13 protein-coding genes are annotated in these 18,345 nt (G+C 52.2%); 4 read left to right on the plus strand and 9 right to left on the minus strand.

Annotated features, from left to right (window positions below; all coding sequences use genetic code 11):
• Positions 1-8: 8 nt before the first annotated feature.
• The 6 genes from narI to OGX99_RS20035 form a co-directional block, all read right to left on the minus strand.
• Positions 9-689, minus strand: a complete 681-nt coding sequence (gene narI, locus OGX99_RS20010) for a respiratory nitrate reductase subunit gamma (protein ID WP_187252403.1) — start codon at positions 687-689, stop codon at positions 9-11.
• Positions 686-1,381, minus strand: a complete 696-nt coding sequence (gene narW / locus OGX99_RS20015; protein WP_187259641.1) for a nitrate reductase molybdenum cofactor assembly chaperone — start codon at positions 1,379-1,381, stop codon at positions 686-688. The genes narI and narW overlap by 4 nt, the downstream gene beginning before the upstream one ends.
• A complete protein-coding gene (gene narH, locus OGX99_RS20020) occupies positions 1,381-2,925 on the minus strand; it encodes a nitrate reductase subunit beta (protein WP_151219257.1) in 1,545 nt (514 codons plus the stop codon). Before narH ends, narW begins: the two co-directional genes overlap by 1 nt.
• Entirely contained in the window at positions 2,922-6,662 is a 3,741-nt protein-coding gene (locus OGX99_RS20025; protein ID WP_286544869.1) for a nitrate reductase subunit alpha, read from the minus strand. Before OGX99_RS20025 ends, narH begins: the two co-directional genes overlap by 4 nt.
• 49 nt (positions 6,663-6,711) lie before the next feature.
• Positions 6,712-8,097 carry a NarK family nitrate/nitrite MFS transporter gene (locus tag OGX99_RS20030; protein WP_151219255.1) on the minus strand — a complete coding sequence of 462 codons (1,386 nt, stop codon included), beginning with the start codon at positions 8,095-8,097 and terminating at the stop codon, positions 6,712-6,714.
• Positions 8,098-8,309: 212 nt separating this feature from the next.
• Complete coding sequence (locus tag OGX99_RS20035) at positions 8,310-8,888, minus strand: TetR family transcriptional regulator (RefSeq protein WP_151219254.1); 579 nt, start codon at positions 8,886-8,888, stop codon at positions 8,310-8,312.
• Positions 8,889-9,004: 116 nt separating this feature from the next.
• On the opposite strand from OGX99_RS20035, the gene OGX99_RS20040 reads away from it, so the two are divergent.
• Positions 9,005-10,492: an MFS transporter gene (locus OGX99_RS20040; protein WP_187252404.1), complete on the plus strand. Its 1,488-nt coding sequence runs from the start codon at positions 9,005-9,007 to the stop codon at positions 10,490-10,492.
• On the opposite strand, the gene OGX99_RS20045 is transcribed toward OGX99_RS20040, so the two are convergent.
• From OGX99_RS20045 to yddG, 3 genes are all read right to left on the minus strand, one after another.
• Entirely contained in the window at positions 10,493-10,933 is a 441-nt protein-coding gene (locus tag OGX99_RS20045; protein ID WP_444505652.1) for a GFA family protein, read from the minus strand.
• Between the two features lie 83 nt (positions 10,934-11,016).
• The gene (gene ompD / locus OGX99_RS20050; RefSeq protein ID WP_252838789.1) at positions 11,017-12,096 is read right to left on the minus strand and encodes a porin OmpD; all 1,080 of its coding nucleotides are present in this window, start codon (positions 12,094-12,096) and stop codon (positions 11,017-11,019) included.
• Between the two features lie 458 nt (positions 12,097-12,554).
• Positions 12,555-13,436 (minus strand): aromatic amino acid efflux DMT transporter YddG, encoded by an 882-nt coding sequence (gene yddG, locus OGX99_RS20055; RefSeq protein WP_252838788.1) that lies wholly within the window; start codon positions 13,434-13,436, stop codon positions 12,555-12,557.
• A 286-nt stretch (positions 13,437-13,722) separates the two neighbouring features.
• Between yddG and fdnG the strand changes: the two genes are divergently transcribed.
• Genes fdnG through fdnI form a run of 3 tightly spaced genes read left to right on the plus strand, consistent with a single transcriptional unit; the run spans position 13,723 to position 18,316 of the window.
• Positions 13,723-16,770 (plus strand): formate dehydrogenase-N subunit alpha, encoded by a 3,048-nt coding sequence (gene fdnG, locus OGX99_RS20060; protein ID WP_252838787.1) that lies wholly within the window; start codon positions 13,723-13,725, stop codon positions 16,768-16,770.
• A gap of 12 nt (positions 16,771-16,782) precedes the next feature.
• Positions 16,783-17,667, plus strand: coding sequence for a formate dehydrogenase N subunit beta (fdnH, locus tag OGX99_RS20065; protein WP_151225463.1), 885 nt, complete (start codon positions 16,783-16,785; stop codon positions 17,665-17,667).
• Positions 17,660-18,316 carry a formate dehydrogenase-N subunit gamma gene (gene fdnI / locus OGX99_RS20070; RefSeq protein ID WP_151219249.1) on the plus strand — a complete coding sequence of 219 codons (657 nt, stop codon included), beginning with the start codon at positions 17,660-17,662 and terminating at the stop codon, positions 18,314-18,316. The genes fdnH and fdnI overlap by 8 nt, the downstream gene beginning before the upstream one ends.
• Positions 18,317-18,345: the final 29 nt, after the last annotated feature.

The following is an 18,345-nucleotide window of genomic DNA, read 5'->3' on the forward strand; positions in this document are numbered from 1 at the left end:
AGAGAAAATTAGCGGCGTGAACGCACTATCTGATAACGGCGGGTAAAGTACTCAAACGGCGCACTCCATACGTGGACCAGTCGGGTGAACGGGAACAGCAGGAAAATGGTCATTCCCAGAACCAGATGCACACGGAAAATCCACGCCACGCCATCCAGATGCGCAGACGCACCGCCCTGGAAGGTCACCACCGACTGCGCCCAACCGACCAGTTTCAGCATTTCACTGCCGTCAGGATGCTGCGCTGAGAACGGGATAGTGGTTAAACCGAGAATACATTGAATCAGCAGAACGCAGAGGATCAGAATATCGGCGGTGGAGGAGGTTGCACGAATGCGCGGATTAGTCAGCCGGCGCACCAGCAAGCCAGCGCCGCCAACCAGCGTCAGCACGCCACAAAATCCGCCGGCAATCATCGCCATCTGCTGCTTTACCGCAATCGGCAGGAACCAGGCATACATCCAGTGCGGCGTTAACATGCCAAACAGGTGACCGAAGAATATCCCCAGAATACCGATATGGAATAAGTTTGACCACAACACCATACCGCGTTTGTCCAGCATCTGGCTGGAAGAGGCGCGCCATGTGTATTGCCCGTAGTCGTAGCGTAGCCAACTGCCGAGGATAAACACCGTACCGCACAGGTACGGATAGATATCGTAAAAAAAGACGTTCAGGTACTGTATCATTTCGGGCCTCCCGCGCTGACGTCGACATACTGAGGTGCCACGTCCTGGCTAAAGCGTCGTTGATAATTTTGTAACGGTGAACTGTCACAGGCGGTGGCGTTATCCTCAATAAACTTCACCTGTTCCTCTTCCCAGACTGCATCCAGCGCCTGTCGGGTATCGTCGCGAGTTTCCGTGCCAACCTGTTTAGTGACACTGTCACTTGAGAGGGGGCTTCCTGCAAGCAGCAGCAGGGCATCAAACAGTTGATACCAGGGCGTATCACGCTGCTTCAAACGCCCACCCAGTAACGCCAGAATCGGTGCGACGTTCTGCAGCCCTTCTTTAGCCTCCGCTTCCGGTAACACGCTTAAGTACTCAAGATATAAAGGCAGGTGATCCGGCAGTTCACGACAGTCGAGCTGCAGCCCGACCTTTTCGTACTGCGCCAACAGATCAACCATTGCCTGACCACGGTCACGAGACTCGGCGTGCACATGTTCAAACAGCAGCAGAGAGGTGGCCCGACCCCGGTCAAAGATTTCGCACCATTCGGCTTGTTTATCCAGTAACGGCGCATTGAGCAGCGCCTGGCTAAATTCGCTAAGCATTGGGGCATCGCAGGCCACAAGCGCCAGTGCCTCGTCTTTACACTCCCATAGCAGCTCGTCGGGGTACTCCATCAGCAGGCCGATAACCTTCAGGATTTGCATTATTCCCCCTCCGCTTTATCGCGCACTTCTGTGATGTCGATAGCGTCAATACGGCTACTGTTGAACAGGTTGAATTTAGTGTCGGAGCCATGGCAGCCGTCACCGAAGGTAAAGCCGCAGCCGTTTTTCTCCGGGAAGGCATCGCGCGCCATTTCGCGGTGGCTGGTCGGGATCACGAAGCGGTCTTCATAGTTGGCAATCGCCAGATAGCGATACATTTCTTCAACCTGCTCAACGCTCAGACCCACTTCCTCAATCGCGCGAGTATCCGTAACACCTTCGACGGTTTGCGAACGCATATAGTGGCGCATCGCCATCATCCGTTTTAGCGCGCGCAGTACCGGGCCGGTATCGCCCGCGCTAAGCATGTTGGCGAGGTATTGAACCGGAATTCGCAGTGACTCAACCGCAGGCAAAATGTTGCCGTTGTGCGGCAGGCCACCGGCGTCGGCAATTGACTGAATCGGTGACAACGGCGGAACATACCAGACCATCGGCAAAGTGCGGTATTCGGGATGCAGAGGCAGCGCCAGCTTCCAGTCCATCGCCATTTTATAGACCGGTGAACGTTGGGCCGCTTCGATAACGTTGTGCGGAATCCCCTGTTTCAGCGCTTCTTCAATCACCGCCGGATCGTTCGGGTTGAGGAACACATCGCACTGACGCTCGTAGAGATCGGTTTCATGCTCGGTGCTCGCAGCTTCCTCGATGCGATCGGCGTCGTACAGCAATACGCCGAGATAACGGATACGCCCGACGCAGGTTTCTGAACACACCGTTGGCTGACCGGACTCAATACGTGGATAACAGAAAATGCACTTCTCTGATTTGCCACTCTTCCAGTTAAAGTAGATTTTTTTATACGGGCAACCGCTAATGCACAAACGCCAACCTCGACATTTGTCCTGGTCGATCAGCACGATGCCGTCTTCTTCACGCTTATAGATGGCACCGCTCGGGCAGGTGGCGACACAGCTTGGGTTCAGACAGTGTTCGCACAGGCGCGGTAAATACATCATGAAGGTGTTTTCGAACTGCCCGTACATCTCCTTTTGCATCTTCTCAAAGTTACGGTCACGGGCTCGTTTTGAAAACTCACCGCCGAGCAGCTCTTCCCAGTTGGGACCCCAGATAATCTTGTCCATCCGCTTGCCATCAATCAGTGAACGCGGACGCGCGGTGGGCTGATTCTTGCTCTCCGGCGCGCTATGCAGATGCTGATAATCGTAGGTAAACGGTTCGTAATAATCATCAATTTGCGGGATCACCGGGTTGGCGAAAATTTTGGTGATCACGCCCATCTTGCCGCCCAGACGCGGTCTGATCTTGCCGTTGACATCACGAACCCAGCCGCCTTGCCACTCTTCCTGATCTTCCCAGTTTTTCGGATAACCAATGCCCGGCTTGGTCTCGACGTTGTTAAACCATGCATATTCCATCCCTTCACGCCCGGTCCAGACGTTTTTACAGGTGACGGAGCAGGTGTGGCAGCCGATGCACTTATCCAGATTAAGAACCATGCCTACCTGTGAGCGTATTTTCATTTTTTCGCCTCCTGTACCTGATCGCGACCTTCATCATCCAGCCAGTTAATGTTTTTCATTTTTCTAATCATGATGAACTCATCGCGGTTAGAGCCGACCGTCCCGTAATAGTTGAAGCTGTATGCCAGTTGCGCATAGCCGCCAATCATGTGCGTGGGTTTCGGGCAGACGCGGGTAACCGAGTTGTGGATCCCGCCGCGCATCCCGGTGACTTCGGAGCCGGGGATATTCATGATTCGCTCCTGGGCGTGATACATCATGGTCATTCCCGGCGGCACGCGTTGACTCACCACTGCACGCGCGGTGAGCGCACCGTTGGCGTTGAAGGCTTCAATCCAGTCGTTATCCTCAATGCCCAGCTCTTTGGCATCGGTCTCGCTGATCCAGACAATGGGGCCGCCGCGAGAAAGCGTCAGCATCAGCAGGTTTTCGCTGTAGGTGGAGTGGATCCCCCATTTCTGATGCGGCGTCAGGAAGTTGAGCGCTTTTTCCGGGAAGCCGTTAGGCGGAACTTCGCGCATTTCGCTGACGCTGCGGGTATCGATAGGCGGACGATATGCCACCAGACTTTCACCAAACGCTCGCATCCACGCATGATCCTGATACAACTGCTGACGACCGGACAGGGTACGCCATGGGATCAGTTCGTGGACGTTGGTATAGCCTGCGTTATAGGAGACATGTTCGCTTTCCAGACCGGACCAGGTAGGACTGGAGATAATTTTGCGCGGCTGGGCCTGGATATCGCGAAAACGAATTTTCTCGTCTTCTTTGTTCAAGGCCAGATGCGTATGGTCGCGACCAGTCATCGCGCCCAGCGCTTCCCAGGCTTTTACCGCCACCTGACCGTTGGTTTCCGGTGCCAGGGCGAGGATTACTTCAGAAGCATCCAGTGCGGTGTCAATCAACGGTCGGCCTTTTGCCGGGCCTTCGCGTTTGGTGTAGTTCAGCTTGCCGAGGAAATCGACCTCCGTCTGAGTATTCCACGCAATGCCTTTCCCGCCGTTGCCGAGCTTATCCATGAGTGGGCCGAGCGAAGTAAAACGTTCGTAGGTGGCGGGGTAGTCACGCTCCACAACGGCAATATTGGGCGCTGTTTTCCCCGGCAGGAGATCGCATTCGCCTTTACGCCAGTCCAGAATGTCAAACGGCTGCGCCAGTTCTGCCGGGGAGTCGTGTTGCAGTGGTTGCAATACAACATCCGTTTCTTGCCCAAGGTGCCCGACACAAACCTCGGAGAAGACTTTGGCGATGCCTTTATAAATTTCCCAGTCGCTCTTCGATTCCCACGCCGGGTCGACTGCCGCTGACAAGGGATGAATAAACGGATGCATATCCGAGGTGTTCATATCGTCTTTTTCATACCAGGTGGCGGTTGGTAAAACGATATCGGAGAACAGGCAGGTACTCGACATACGGAAATCGAGCGTTACCAGCAGATCGAGCTTGCCCTCAATCGCTGCGGACTGCCATTCAACTTCTTCAGGTTTAATACCGTCGCTTGAACCGAGCGCCTCTCCCTGGATCCCGCTTTCGGTACCCAGCAGATATTTGAGCATGTATTCATGCCCTTTACCGGAAGAGCCGAGCAGGTTAGAGCGCCAGACGAAGAGGTTGCGTGGATGGTTCTTGCCGCTATCCGGCTGTTCGCAGGCAAAACGAATATCACCCGATTTCAGCGCCTGCGCGGTATATTCCACCGGAGACATTCCCGCTTGATCTGCCTTTGCCTTAACGGTCAGTGGGTTGAGGTTTAGCTGCGGGGCGGACGGCAGCCAGCCCATCCTTTCTGCGCGCACGTTAAAATCAATTAAATGCCCACTAAACTTCGATGCATCGGCCAGCGGAGAGAGGAGTTCCTGAGCGGTGAGTTTTTCATAGCGCCACTGACTGGAGTGGTTGTAGAAAAACGAAGTGCTGTTCATCTGACGCGGAGGACGGTTCCAGTCCAGCGCAAAGGCCAGCGGTAACCAACCGGTTTGCGGCCGCAGCTTCTCCTGACCCACATAGTGTGCCCAGCCGCCGCCGCTTTGCCCCACGCAACCACAGAACACGAGGATGTTAATCATCCCACGATAGTTCATGTCCATGTGATACCAGTGGTTAACGCCCGCCCCGAGGATGATCATCGAGCGGCCATGCGTTTTGTGCGCGGTATCAGCAAACTCGCGGGCGATTTGCTCGATATGACGGCGTGGCACGCCGGTAATTTGCTCGCCCCAGGCAGGGGTGTAGGCTTTCACTTCGCTGTAATCTTGCGCGCTATGAACATCATCCAGACCACGGTCGAGGCCGTAATTCGCCAGTACCAGATCATAGACGCTCACCACCGGGCAACGGCTGCCATCGGCGAGGGTAAGATGTTTTACCGGCAGTTGGCGAATCAGCACCGGCTCCTGTTTCACGCTGCGAAAATGTGGGTTTTCGTTGCCGCCGAAATAGGGAAACGCCACGCCGGTCACGTCATCATGCTGACCAAGCAGCGAGAGGGAAAGCTCTGTTTCAGTCCCTGCCGCCAGCGATTCGAGATTCCATTTGCCTTTCTCGCCCCAGCGAAAACCGATGGATCCGTTCGGGACAACAAGTTCGCCTTCGCGGTTGAAAGCCACCGTTTTCCACTCTGGATTGTTGTTTTCGCCCAGACCATCGACAAGGTCTGAGGCGCGCATCATGCGTCCAGGCTCGTAGGTGCCATCTTCGCGGGCATCCAGCAGCACCAGCATCGGCATGTCGGTATAGCGGCGACAGTAATTGAGGAAGTAATCGCTGGGATTGTCGAGGTGGAACTCTTTCAGGATGACGTGGCCCATTGCCATCGCCAGCGCGCTGTCCGTCCCTTGTTTGGGTGCCAGCCACTGGTCGCAGAGTTTGGCGACCTCCGAGTAATCCGGCGTAATGGCAATCGTCTTGGTACCTTTGTAACGTACTTCAGTAAAAAAGTGCGCGTCCGGGGTTCGGGTCTGTGGCACGTTAGAACCCCAGGCAATGATATAACTGGAGTTATACCAGTCGGCAGATTCCGGTACATCGGTCTGCTCGCCCCAGGTCATTGGTGATGCAGGCGGTAAGTCGCAGTACCAGTCATAGAAGCTCAGACAAGTTCCGCCCAGTAGCGAGAGATAGCGTGTACCTGCGGCATAAGAGACCATCGACATTGCGGGGATGGGGGAGAATCCGGCCACGCGATCCGGACCGTAGGTTTTTACCGTCCAGACGTTGGCGGCGGCAATCAACTGATTAAGCTCTTTCCAGTTGGAACGGATAAACCCGCCGCGCCCGCGCACCTGCTTGTAACTCAGGCATTTTTGCGGGTCGTTCATAATGGATTCCCAGGCCAGCACCGGATCGGGCTGGCGGGACAGGGCGTCGCGCCACAATTCGATTAGACGTTTACGCACCAGCGGATATTTCAGGCGGTTGGCGCTGTACAGATACCAGGAATAACTTGCGCCGCGTGGGCAGCCACGGGGCTCATGATTTGGCAGGTCAGGTCGGGTACGAGGATAGTCGGTTTGCTGAGTTTCCCAGGTTACCAGCCCGTTTTTGACGTAGATTTTCCAGCTGCATGAGCCGGTACAGTTAACGCCGTGGGTAGAACGCACAATTTTATCGAACTGCCAGCGCTGACGATAGCTGTCTTCCCAGTCCCGGTTGGTGTGCATCACTTGCCCGTGCCCCTCGGCAAATGTCTCACCCTTTTGTTTAAAGTAGCGAAAGCGATCTAACAGTTTACTCATGACATAACTCCTGCTTCGAATAACGTTGCCCGCACTGGCCAAAAGATGACTATTTTTTTTGTGATTTACGGCCGTATACCAGCCAGGTCACCAGCACGCAGACGATGTAGAACACAAGGAATATTTTCATGGCGCCGACCGGAGAGCCGGTCAGCGCCAGCGATGAACCGAACGCTTTCGGAATAAAGAAGCCCCCGACCGCGCCAATAGCAGAGATAAATCCCAGAGCGGCTGCGGTATCGGTTACCGCTTCACGCTGAGCCTGTTCTTCAGTACCACCGTGCAGCTTCACCCGGTAAATGGTGATTTTGCGAAAGATCACCGCAATCATCTGGAAGGTCGAACCGCTACCCAAACCTGCGGTCAGGAACAAGCCCATAAACACCAGGTAGAAGGCGACAAAGTTTCCTTCGCCAGACCCTGGCAGGGTAAGAAACAGCAGGGCACTAAACAGCGCCATAAAGATGAAGTTAATTAATGTGACGCGTACACCGCCGAACTTGTCAGAGATCACGCCGCCCGCCGAACGCGCAAGCGCGCCAATAAATGGGCCAAAGAACGCCAGTTGCAGAATATTCACGTCCGGGAACTGGGTTTTCGCCAGCATGGCAAAGCCTGCCGAGAAACCGATAAATGAACCAAAGGTGGCAAGATACAGCAGGCTTAATAGCCACAGATGAAAACGCTTCAGGACCGGTAACTGGGAAGCAATGGAGGCCTTCGAACTGGCAATGTCGTTCATTCCCGTGCTTGCCGCCACGGTGGCTATCAGCAATAACGGAACCCAAATCCATGCGGCATTGGCCAGCGACAGTAACGAGCCGTCGGCTTGCGGGACGCCCTGTACGCCCAAAAAGGTAAAGATGGGCAGAAAGATCACCAACGGTGCGATCAACTGCATCACGCTGACGCCAAGGTTGCCGAGACCGCCGTTAACACCTAACGCGCTACCTTGTTTCGCTTTTGGGAAGAAAAAGCTGATATTGCCCATGCTGGAGGCAAAGTTAGCACCAGCAAAACCACACATCAGCGCAATAATAATAAATACGCCAAACGGAGTAGCGGTGTTTTGCACGGCAAATCCGAGCCAGACGCAGGGAACGACCAGAATAATGGTGCTAAAAATGGTCCAGCGACGCCCCCCAAATATAGGTACCATAAAGGAGTAGGGAACACGTAATATCGCGCCAGAAAGAGAAGGCAATGCGGTTAATAAAAACAGTTGGTCGGTGGTAAAATTAAAACCAATTTTATTCAGATTGACGGCCACGGCGCTGAACAACATCCAGACGCAGAACGCCAGCAACAGGCAACTCACTGATATCCAGAGATTTCTTCGGGCAATATGCTTACCTTTATTTTCCCAAAAGGCGGGGTTCTCCGGTTTCCAGTCAGTTAAAAGATAACGATTATTTTTCTCATTTGATGCTGACATATTATTCTCCATGCACATGCCGTTCATGAAAAAGAAATAAACGCATACAGCGCCGCGCGGGTTCTTTTTAGAAACTATTGAAAAGTTTTGGGAATATTGACTGAAAGAATAGATAAAAAAGCGCAATAACGCGGCGTGATGGGGGGATTACACGTTGCTTAAGTGTTACCAATTGTAAATATAAAAGATGTATTATTAATTCATCTATAACATCAATTAACTAACTCTAACGTAATCATACGATCCAAATGGCGCTCGAACGCAGGATCGGCCATTTCTTCAATGCCTAATACATAGATGCCATCCAGACCGCAGACCAACGCAATCAAACGCCAGGCCACATCGGTAGCATCCGGGCCTGGAGAAAACTCACCTGCTTTCTGTCCCTGAGCAATGATAGCGGCGGTTTCTTCGTGCCACATCCGCATGGTCAGCAGGTAAGCACTTTTGATTTCCGGATCTTTATCCGCCAGAACCTGTGCTTCACGCCACAGTTTAATATAGGGTTCAAACCCGCCGTCTTCGCTGCCCAGCATGGCGTGAAGCCGTTCACGGAAGCTGGCGTTTGCGCTGACCAGTTCGGCATCCAGAAGGGTACGGATCAGTTGCACAAAAGCGAGGGATTTTAACTCACCGGCAGACGTAAAGTGATGGTGTACCTGGCCGGTGGACACCTGAGCTTCCGTGGCAATACGCCGCACCGTCATGGCAGTAAATCCTTCCTCAAGCGCGACGCGCATTGCCGCCTGCAGAATCACTTCCCGACGTTCATCCCGATTCAGATAGCTCATCGTTCCTCCCATACCCGTTTAGCACGCAGTGTAACAAAAAGTTGGACATATGTTCAATTTTCCGTAGGATCGCTGAAGTTGGACGTGTGTCCAGTTTCGGTTTCGAAGGGAATTTTATGTTTCGTCAGTGGTTAACGTTAGTGATTATTGTGCTGGTCTACATCCCTGTTGCGATTGATGCAACGGTGCTGCACGTTGCCGCGCCCACGCTGAGTATGACGCTGGGTGCCAGTGGTAACGAGCTGCTGTGGATCATTGATATTTATTCTCTGGTAATGGCCGGTATGGTGTTGCCCATGGGGGCGCTGGGCGATCGCATTGGCTTTAAACGCTTGCTGCTGTTAGGTGGAGGCTTGTTTGGTCTGGCATCGCTGGCCGCCGCCTTTGCCCACAGCGCCAGTTGGTTGATTGCCACCCGGGCCGTATTGGCAATTGGTGCGGCGATGATTGTGCCAGCAACGCTTGCGGGTATCCGCGCAACCTTTGCCGAGCAACGTCATCGTAATATGGCGCTGGGCGTGTGGGCAACCGTGGGTTCCGGTGGTGCCGCATTTGGACCGTTAGTGGGCGGCATGCTGCTGGAGAACTTCTATTGGGGTTCCGTGTTCTTAATCAATGTGCCCATTGTCCTGGTGGTTATGGCATTAACCGCGCGTTATGTGCCGCGCCAGGCCGGACGACGCGATCAATCGTTAAACTTCGGTCATGCGATAATGCTGATTGTCGCCATTCTGCTGCTGGTTTACAGCGCGAAAACGGCGTTGAAAGGGCATACAGCGATCGTGGTCATCGTACTGACATTGATAATTGGTGCGTTATTATTGGGGCAGTTCGTGCGCATCCAGCTTGCGGCCGCGCGCCCGATGATTGATATGCGGCTGTTCACGCATCGTATTATTTTAAGCGGCGTAGTTATGGCGATGACGGCGATGATTACTCTGGTTGGTTTTGAGTTGCTGATGGCTCAGGAGCTGCAGTTTGTACATGGTTTAACGCCGTATCAGGCGGGGTTATTTATGCTACCGGTGATGCTGGCCAGCGGCTTCAGCGGACCGATCGCTGGTATGCTGGTATCACGTCTGGGATTACGTTGCGTGGCAACGGCGGGTATGGCGCTGAGCGCCGTCAGTTTTTACGGTCTGGCAATGACGGACTTTAGTACCCAGCAGATTCAGGCCTGGATATTGATGGCTTTGCTCGGTTTTAGCGCCGCCAGCGCGCTCCTGGCCTCAACGGCGGCTATCATGGCGGCAGCACCGGCAGAAAAAGCTGCTGCCGCAGGCGCCATCGAAACAATGGCTTATGAACTGGGGGCCGGGCTTGGGATTGCTATCTTTGGTTTGCTGTTGAGCCGTAGCTTTTCAGCCTCGATTCTGCCGCCTGCGGGACTTAATCCACAGGAAATAGAGCGAGCTTCATCGTCAATGGGTGAGGCGGTACAACTGGCGCATTCGCTTCCGGCGTCCCTGAGTGATGCGTTGTTGTCAGCAGCCAGAGAAGCCTTTACCTGGTCGCACAGCGTGGCCTTAAGCAGTGCCGGCAGCATGCTTATCGTTTTGGCGGTAGGAATGTGGTTCAGTCTGGCAAAGGTACAGCGTCATTAACTAATGGGCTAAATGACAGGGGTAATCCATCTCTTCGACTTCTTTTCCACTGAGTCGAGCGTATTGCCCCGTCAGTCTCCAGAACGCAGGTTGTGTTTCCGTATAGATCTCTGCCGCTAACACCAGGCGGCGGCGATCCACCTCGTTCAGTTCCAGCAATGTCCACGGCACAAAATAACGATCGCTGCCCGTTAGGGTAAACCACAGGGGACATCCGCAACCGGAACAGAAGAAACGTTCCCCACGATTTGAAGAAGGAAAGTGTGAGGGTTCGGCTGAATCTGGCGACATCTGCGGGTGAGTGCTGGATTCCAGATACATAGCAATGCCTCCAGACCACTTTTGACATAGCGTACAGTGGCAGGCATAGACATCCAGCATTTCGACGTCGACGGTAAAATGACTCTGTCCGCAAAGACAACGACCAGTGAATGTCTGCACGGCATACTCCTTATGACCGAGTCTACATCAAGAGAAAAAGCCAGCCCCTGAAGGACTGGCTTTGTATTCAGGCTACAACAAAATTAGAACTGGTAGTTCAGACCAACAGCTACGATGTTGTCGGTGCTTACACCGGCAGCGCGGGTGAAGTTGTTGTCATCCAGCAGGTTGATTTTGTAATCAACGAAGGTGGACATGTTTTTGTTGAAGTAGTAAGTAGCACCCAGGTCTACGTATTCAACCAGATCCTGGTCGCCGTATACTGCAATGTCTTTACCTTTAGATTTCAGGTAAGCAACGGACGGACGCAGACCGAAGTCGAACTGGTACTGAGCAACAGCTTCAAAGTTCTGAGTTTTTTCAGCGATACCGTTTACAGAACCATAGGTGGTCATGTTGCGGGTTTCGGAGTAGGTGGTTGCCAGATAGATGTTGTTCGCATCATATTTCAGACCAGCAGCCCAAACTTCAGCGTTTTTACCGTCAGCTTTGAATGCGCTGCCAGCACGGGTCTGGGAATCGGTACGGTCAGATTTCGCATAGGTAGCACCTACGCCGAAGCCTTCATACTCATAAGTGGTAGACAGACCGAAGCCGTCACCGTTAGCTTCTTTGACATTAGAACGGTCGTTTTTGCCCTGGTACTGAGCAGCAAAGTTCAGACCTTCAACCAGACCGAAGAAGTCGGTGTTACGGTAGGTTGCAACGCCGGTAGTACGGCCAGTCATGAATACGTCAGTCTGGGTCCAGGTATCGCCACCGAACTCTGGCAGAACGTCGGTCCATGCGCCGATGTCGTACGCTACGCCGTAGTTACGACCGTAGTCGAAAGAACCGTATTCAGCGAATTTCAGACCAGCGAATGCCAGACGAGTTTTGTCGCTGTTGGAACCACCGGTGGATTCAGTACGGTTACCTTTGAATTCATATTCCCACTGACCAAAACCAACCAGTTGGTCATTGATCTGAGTTTCGCCTTTGAAACCCATACGTGCATAAGTTTTGTCGCCATCACTGCCGGTGTCATCAGAGAAGTAGTGCTGAGCGTGAACTTTACCGTACAGGTCCAGTTTGTTACCGTCTTTGTTATATACCTCAGCTGCGTTTACTGCACCTGCCGCCAACAGGCTAGTCACTGCCACTGCAACTAATTTAAGTTTCATTCTAAATAATCCTTATAATTATTTCTTGGTGTGTTTCCTAAACCATTGCTAAACGAGGGGTTCGTCAATGGCAAACTATTTTTAAATGACGCAGTGGTATAAGTTCAATAATAAGTTTCATAATATTGCGAAATATTTGAAGTTGTGTGATCCAGATCTACATAATATAACTGATTGCATTAATCTTTATATGTGACAGATCTGAATGGGTATATTTACATAGGGGACTATTGCCAGCCCTATGATTTAAATAGTGTTAGTTTCTCAGGTGTAATATATACATGTGAAGGGATATGGATAACCGCATAATATTTTCGGGCGTTAATTAATTACCACATATTTAACATTTAATTAAACAAATATAAACATAAAGCGCAGACAGAATGAACAATTATTATTCATCAATTTGTCTAAAGTATAGCCGGGTTTTATTTATTTGTGATAAAACCCGTATTTTTTCAGGCGCGCCGCGTTGCCAGCCAGCAAAGCAGCGAGCCAGCGCAGACCATCAGCGCACCTTGCCAGAAGGAAAGGGACAGCGGAGCACTGAGCAATACAGCAGCCAATGCGGAGGAAAGCACCGGGGTAAAATAAGACCCAACAGCCATGATGGTCACGTTACCGTGCAATATACCGATATTCCACGCAGCATAGGCAAATCCTAACGTTAATGCAGCGGTGAACATTTTAATCGTCATCGACGTGCTGAAAACCATTTCCGGCTGAGGAGTAATAAAATAGTAAACCCACAAACTTGCAGCCGTCAGTAAAACGAAGACGGTGATGCCATTAAAACCTTTTGCATATTTATTGGTCACCGTGCAATACGTTGCCCAGATAAAAGCTCCGAGAAAGGCGAGGAAATAGCTAAGCGGGCTGGTAGCGACATTGCTGATAATTTCACCAGGATTGAGACCATTTTCACCCCCCAATACCCAACAGACCCCGGTCAATGCGATGATTAATCCGGGAACCACCAACCAGGTTGTTTTCTGGCCATTAAATAAAATGGCAAATAATATTGTCAGGCTTGGCCAGAGATAGTTGACCATGCCGACCTCAATGGCCTGATGACGAGTTGCGGCATAACCCAGGGCCAGCGCTAAACATATTTCATAGCTCACAAAAAGCACACTACCGGCGATCAAATAACGTACAGGGATTTTTCTGATATCAGGAAAGCCAACAGTAAATATCAGCAACAAGCCGCTTAATGAAAAAATCATTGCCGCGCCACCCGCTGGCCCCAGTCCTTCACTTACTCCACGAATGAGACCCACCATGGTGCTCCAGAGCACAATGGCAATCAGCCCAATCAACGTTGCTTTTTGTTTTGTCATGCTATTTGTCTGTCCATGATACTGGCAAAAATTAAGCTGAAATTTATAGCACTTTTGCACCATAGCACGCTAATTAATTACCTTTTACCTACTCCCTTATGAGTACAAAGGTTAAGCAAAGAGCACTATTTAGTAGCGGAACCGTTTCGTTATTGATTTGACGCAAAAAAAATATGGATATAGCTGATAGTTTCGTCGCGAAGTTGTACATGTCATCTTTCAAACAGCCGCGCTGGCGCAATTTGAGAGATTTCCTGTACGAACCCCTGCAAAAAAGAGGAAAGCAATGGACGTCAGCCGCAGACAATTTTTTAAAATCTGCGCGGGCGGTATGGCGGGAACAACAGTAGCCGCTCTGGGTTTTGCACCCAAAATGGCACTGGCTCAGGCGCGAAACTATAAGTTGTTACGCGCCAAAGAGATCCGAAACACATGCACATACTGTTCCGTAGGTTGCGGGCTATTAATGTATAGCCTGGGTGATGGAGCTAAAAACGCCAAAGAATCGATTTACCATATTGAAGGGGATCCGGATCATCCGGTGAGCCGTGGGGCATTATGTCCTAAGGGCGCAGGATTATTGGATTACATACACAGCGAAAACCGTCTGCGTTACCCGGAATATCGCGCTCCTGGCTCCGACAAATGGCAGCGTATCAGCTGGGATGATGCCTTTACCCGCATCGCGAAACTGATGAAAGCTGACCGCGACGCCAATTTTATTGAGAAGAATGAGCAGGGCGTAACGGTTAACCGCTGGCTTTCTACCGGGATGCTGTGTGCATCTGCGGCAAGTAATGAAACCGGCATGCTGACGCAAAAATTTGTGCGCTCTCTCGGCATGCTGGCAGTTGATAACCAGGCACGCGTCTGACACGGACCAACGGTAGCAAGTCTTGCTCCAACATTTGGTCGCGGTGCGATGACCAACCACTGGGTAGATATTAAAAACGCCAACGTCGTGATGGTGATGGGCGGTAACGCCGCTGAAGCACATCCGGTGGGATTCCGCTGGGCGATGGAAGCCAAAAACAACAATGATGCCACGCTGATTGTTGTTGACCCTCGTTTCACCCGTACAGCCTCGGTGGCAGATATTTACGCGCCGATTCGTTCCGGCACGGACATCACGTTCCTGTCCGGTGTTTTGCTGTACCTGATTGAAAACAAAAAAATCAATGCTGAATACGTGAAGCATTACACCAACGCCAGCCTGCTGGTGCGGGATGACTTTACTTTTGAAGACGGTCTGTTCAGCGGATACGACGCACAAAAACGCCAATACGATAAATCGTCCTGGAACTATCAGTTCGATGAAAACGGCTACGCGAAACGCGATGAAACGTTAAGCCATCCTCGCTGTGTCTGGAATCTGTTAAAACAGCACGTTTCCCGCTACACGCCGGATGTGGTGGAAAACATCTGCGGTACGCCAAAAGCAGACTTCCTGAAAGTCTGCGAAGTGCTGGCTTCCACCAGCGCAGCCGATCGCACAACCACCTTCCTGTATGCGCTGGGCTGGACTCAACATACCGTCGGGGCGCAGAACATCCGTACCATGGCGATGATCCAGTTGTTGCTCGGCAACATGGGGATGGCAGGTGGTGGGGTTAACGCCTTACGCGGTCACTCCAACATTCAGGGGTTAACTGATTTAGGTCTGCTGTCGACCAGTCTGCCGGGCTACCTGACGCTGCCGTCAGAGAAACACGCGGATCTGCAAACCTATCTGGCCGCGAATACGCCGAAAGCCACGTTAGCCGATCAGGTTAACTACTGGGGCAACTATCCGAAATTCTTCGTCAGTCTGATGAAGTCTTTCTATGGCAATGCGGCGCAAAAAGAGAACGACTGGGGCTTTGATTGGCTGCCGAAGTGGGATCAGTCCTACGACGTCATTAAATACTTCCACATGATGGATAGCGGGAAAGTCACCGGCTACATCTGTCAGGGCTTTAACCCGGTTGCGTCCTTCCCGGATAAAAACAAAGTGGTGCAGTCGCTGAGTAAACTGAAGTATCTGGTGGTAATCGATCCGCTGGTGACTGAAACCTCAACGTTCTGGCAGAACCACGGCGAGTCTAACGATGTCGACCCGGCATCTATTCAGACCGAAGTCTTCCGTCTGCCATCCACTTGCTTTGCGGAAGAAGATGGCTCCATCGCCAACTCCGGCCGTTGGCTGCAGTGGCACTGGAAAGGACAGGATGCGCCGGGTGAAGCCCGCAACGACGGCGAAATTCTGGCCGGTATTTACCACCGTCTGCGCGATATGTATCGCACTGAAGGCGGTAAGGCCGTAGAGCCGGTGCTGAAAATGAGCTGGAACTATAAGCAACCGGACGAACCGCATTCCGAAGAAGTGGCGAAAGAGAATAACGGCTATGCGCTGGAAGATCTCTATGACGCCAACGGCGTGCTAATTGCGAAGAAAGGTCAGTTGCTCAGCAGCTTTGCACTCCTTCGCGATGATGGAACGACCTCATCCTCCTGCTGGATTTATACCGGTAGCTGGACCGAGCAGGGCAACCAGATGGCCAACCGCGATAACGCCGACCCGTCAGGTCTTGGTAATACGCTGGGCTGGACCTGGGCATGGCCGTTGAACCGTCGCGTCCTGTATAACCGCGCATCGGCGGATCCGCAGGGCAAGCCGTGGGATCCAAAACGTATGCTGATCCAGTGGAACGGCACGAAGTGGACGGGGAACGATATCCCGGACTTCAGCACCGCGGCACCGGGCAGTGGCACTAATCCGTTTATTATGCAGCCGGAAGGGCTGGGTCGTCTGTTCGCTATCGATAAAATGGCGGAAGGGCCGTTCCCGGAACACTACGAGCCGATGGAAACACCGCTGGGTACTAACCCGCTGCACCCGAGCGTGATCTCCAACCCGGCAGCACGTCTGTACGAGGCGGATAAATTACGCATGGGGACGAAGCAGGATTTCCCGTACGTCGGGACAACCTATCGTCTGACCGAACATTTCCATACCTGGACCAAGCACGCATTACTGAATGCGATTGCCCAGCCAGAGCAGTTTGTGGAAATCAGCGAAACACTGGCGGCAGCGAAGGGAATTAACAATGGCGATTACGTGAAAGTCAGCAGCAAGCGTGGATTTATTCGCGCAGTTGCTGTCGTCACTCGTCGTCTGCGTACCCTGAACGTCAACGGTCAGCAGGTTGAAACGGTTGGGATCCCAATTCACTGGGGCTTTGAAGGAGTCGCGCGTAAAGGCTTTATCGCCAACACCCTGACGCCGAATGTCGGTGATGCAAACTCGCAAACGCCGGAATACAAAGCGTTTTTAGTTAACATCGAGAAGGCGTAAGGGGGCGAACAAATGTCTATGGAAACGCAGGACATCATCAAAAGGTCCGCAACAAACTCCATCACGCCGCCGCCTCAGGGCCGTGATTACAAAGCCGAAGTTGCGAAGCTAATCGACGTCTCCACCTGTATAGGCTGTAAAGCCTGTCAGGTGGCATGCTCAGAATGGAACGATATCCGTGACGAAGTCGGCCACTGCGTAGGGGTGTATGACAACCCCGCCGATCTCAGCGCTAAGTCCTGGACGGTGATGCGGTTCACCGAAACCGAACAGAACGGCAAGCTGGAATGGTTGATTCGTAAAGACGGCTGTATGCACTGTGAAGATCCGGGCTGCCTGAAAGCATGCCCATCTGCCGGGGCAATCATTCAGTATGCCAACGGGATTGTCGATTTCCAGTCAGAGCACTGCATTGGCTGCGGCTACTGTATTGCCGGGTGTCCATTTAATATTCCGCGCCTCAATAAAGAGGATAACCGCGTGTATAAATGTACGCTGTGTGTGGATCGCGTCAGCGTTGGGCAGGAACCTGCCTGCGTGAAGACCTGTCCAACCGGGGCAATACATTTCGGCACCAAGCAGGAAATGCTGGAAATGGGCGAGCAGCGTGTGGAAAAACTGAAAGCACGTGGTTTTGAACACGCCGGTCTCTACAACCCGGAAGGTGTGGGGGGCACGCACGTCATGTACGTTCTGCATCATGCCAACCAGCCGGAGCTGTATCACGGTCTGCCGAAAGAACCTAAGATCGATACTTCTATCAATCTGTGGAAAGGAGCGCTGAAACCGCTGGCCGCTGCCGGATTTATCGCCACCTTCGCCGGACTGATTTATCACTACATTGGTATTGGTCCGAATAAGGAAGTGGACGACGACGAGGAGGATCATCATGAGTAAGTCGAAAATGATTGTGCGCACGAAGTTTATCGACCGCGCCTGTCACTGGACGGTGGTGATCTGCTTCTTTCTGGTGGCACTGTCGGGGATTTCGTTTTTCTTCCCGACGCTGCAATGGCTGACGCAAACCTTCGGTACGCCACAGATGGGGCGCATTTTGCACCCGTTCTTCGGTCTGCTGATTTTCGTCGCGCTAATGTTCATGTTTGTACGCTTTGTGCACCACAACATCCCGGATAAGAAAGATATTCCGTGGCTGAAAAACATTGTCGAAGTGCTGAAGGGCAATGAACACAAGGTGGCGGATGTGGGCAAATACAACGCCGGACAAAAAATGATGTTCTGGTCGATCATGAGCATGATTTTCGTGCTGCTGATTACCGGCATCATTATCTGGCGTCCGTACTTTGCGCAGTTTTTCCCGATGCAGGTTGTCCGCTACAGCCTGTTAATCCATGCTGCGGCGGGCATCATTCTGATGCACGCAATCCTCATCCATATGTATATGGCATTTTGGGTGAAAGGTTCGATTAAGGGCATGGTCGAAGGGAAGGTGAGTCGCCGCTGGGCGAAGAAACACCACCCGCGCTGGTATCGTGAAGTTGAAAAGGCCGAAGCCAAAAAAGAGAACGAGGAAGGGTTACAATAATCCATTAACGTTCTGCTGATAAAAATGGC

The sequence above is a fragment of the Citrobacter sp. Cu096 genome (genome assembly GCF_030332285.1).
Taxonomy (GTDB): domain Bacteria; phylum Pseudomonadota; class Gammaproteobacteria; order Enterobacterales; family Enterobacteriaceae; genus Citrobacter; species Citrobacter meridianamericanus.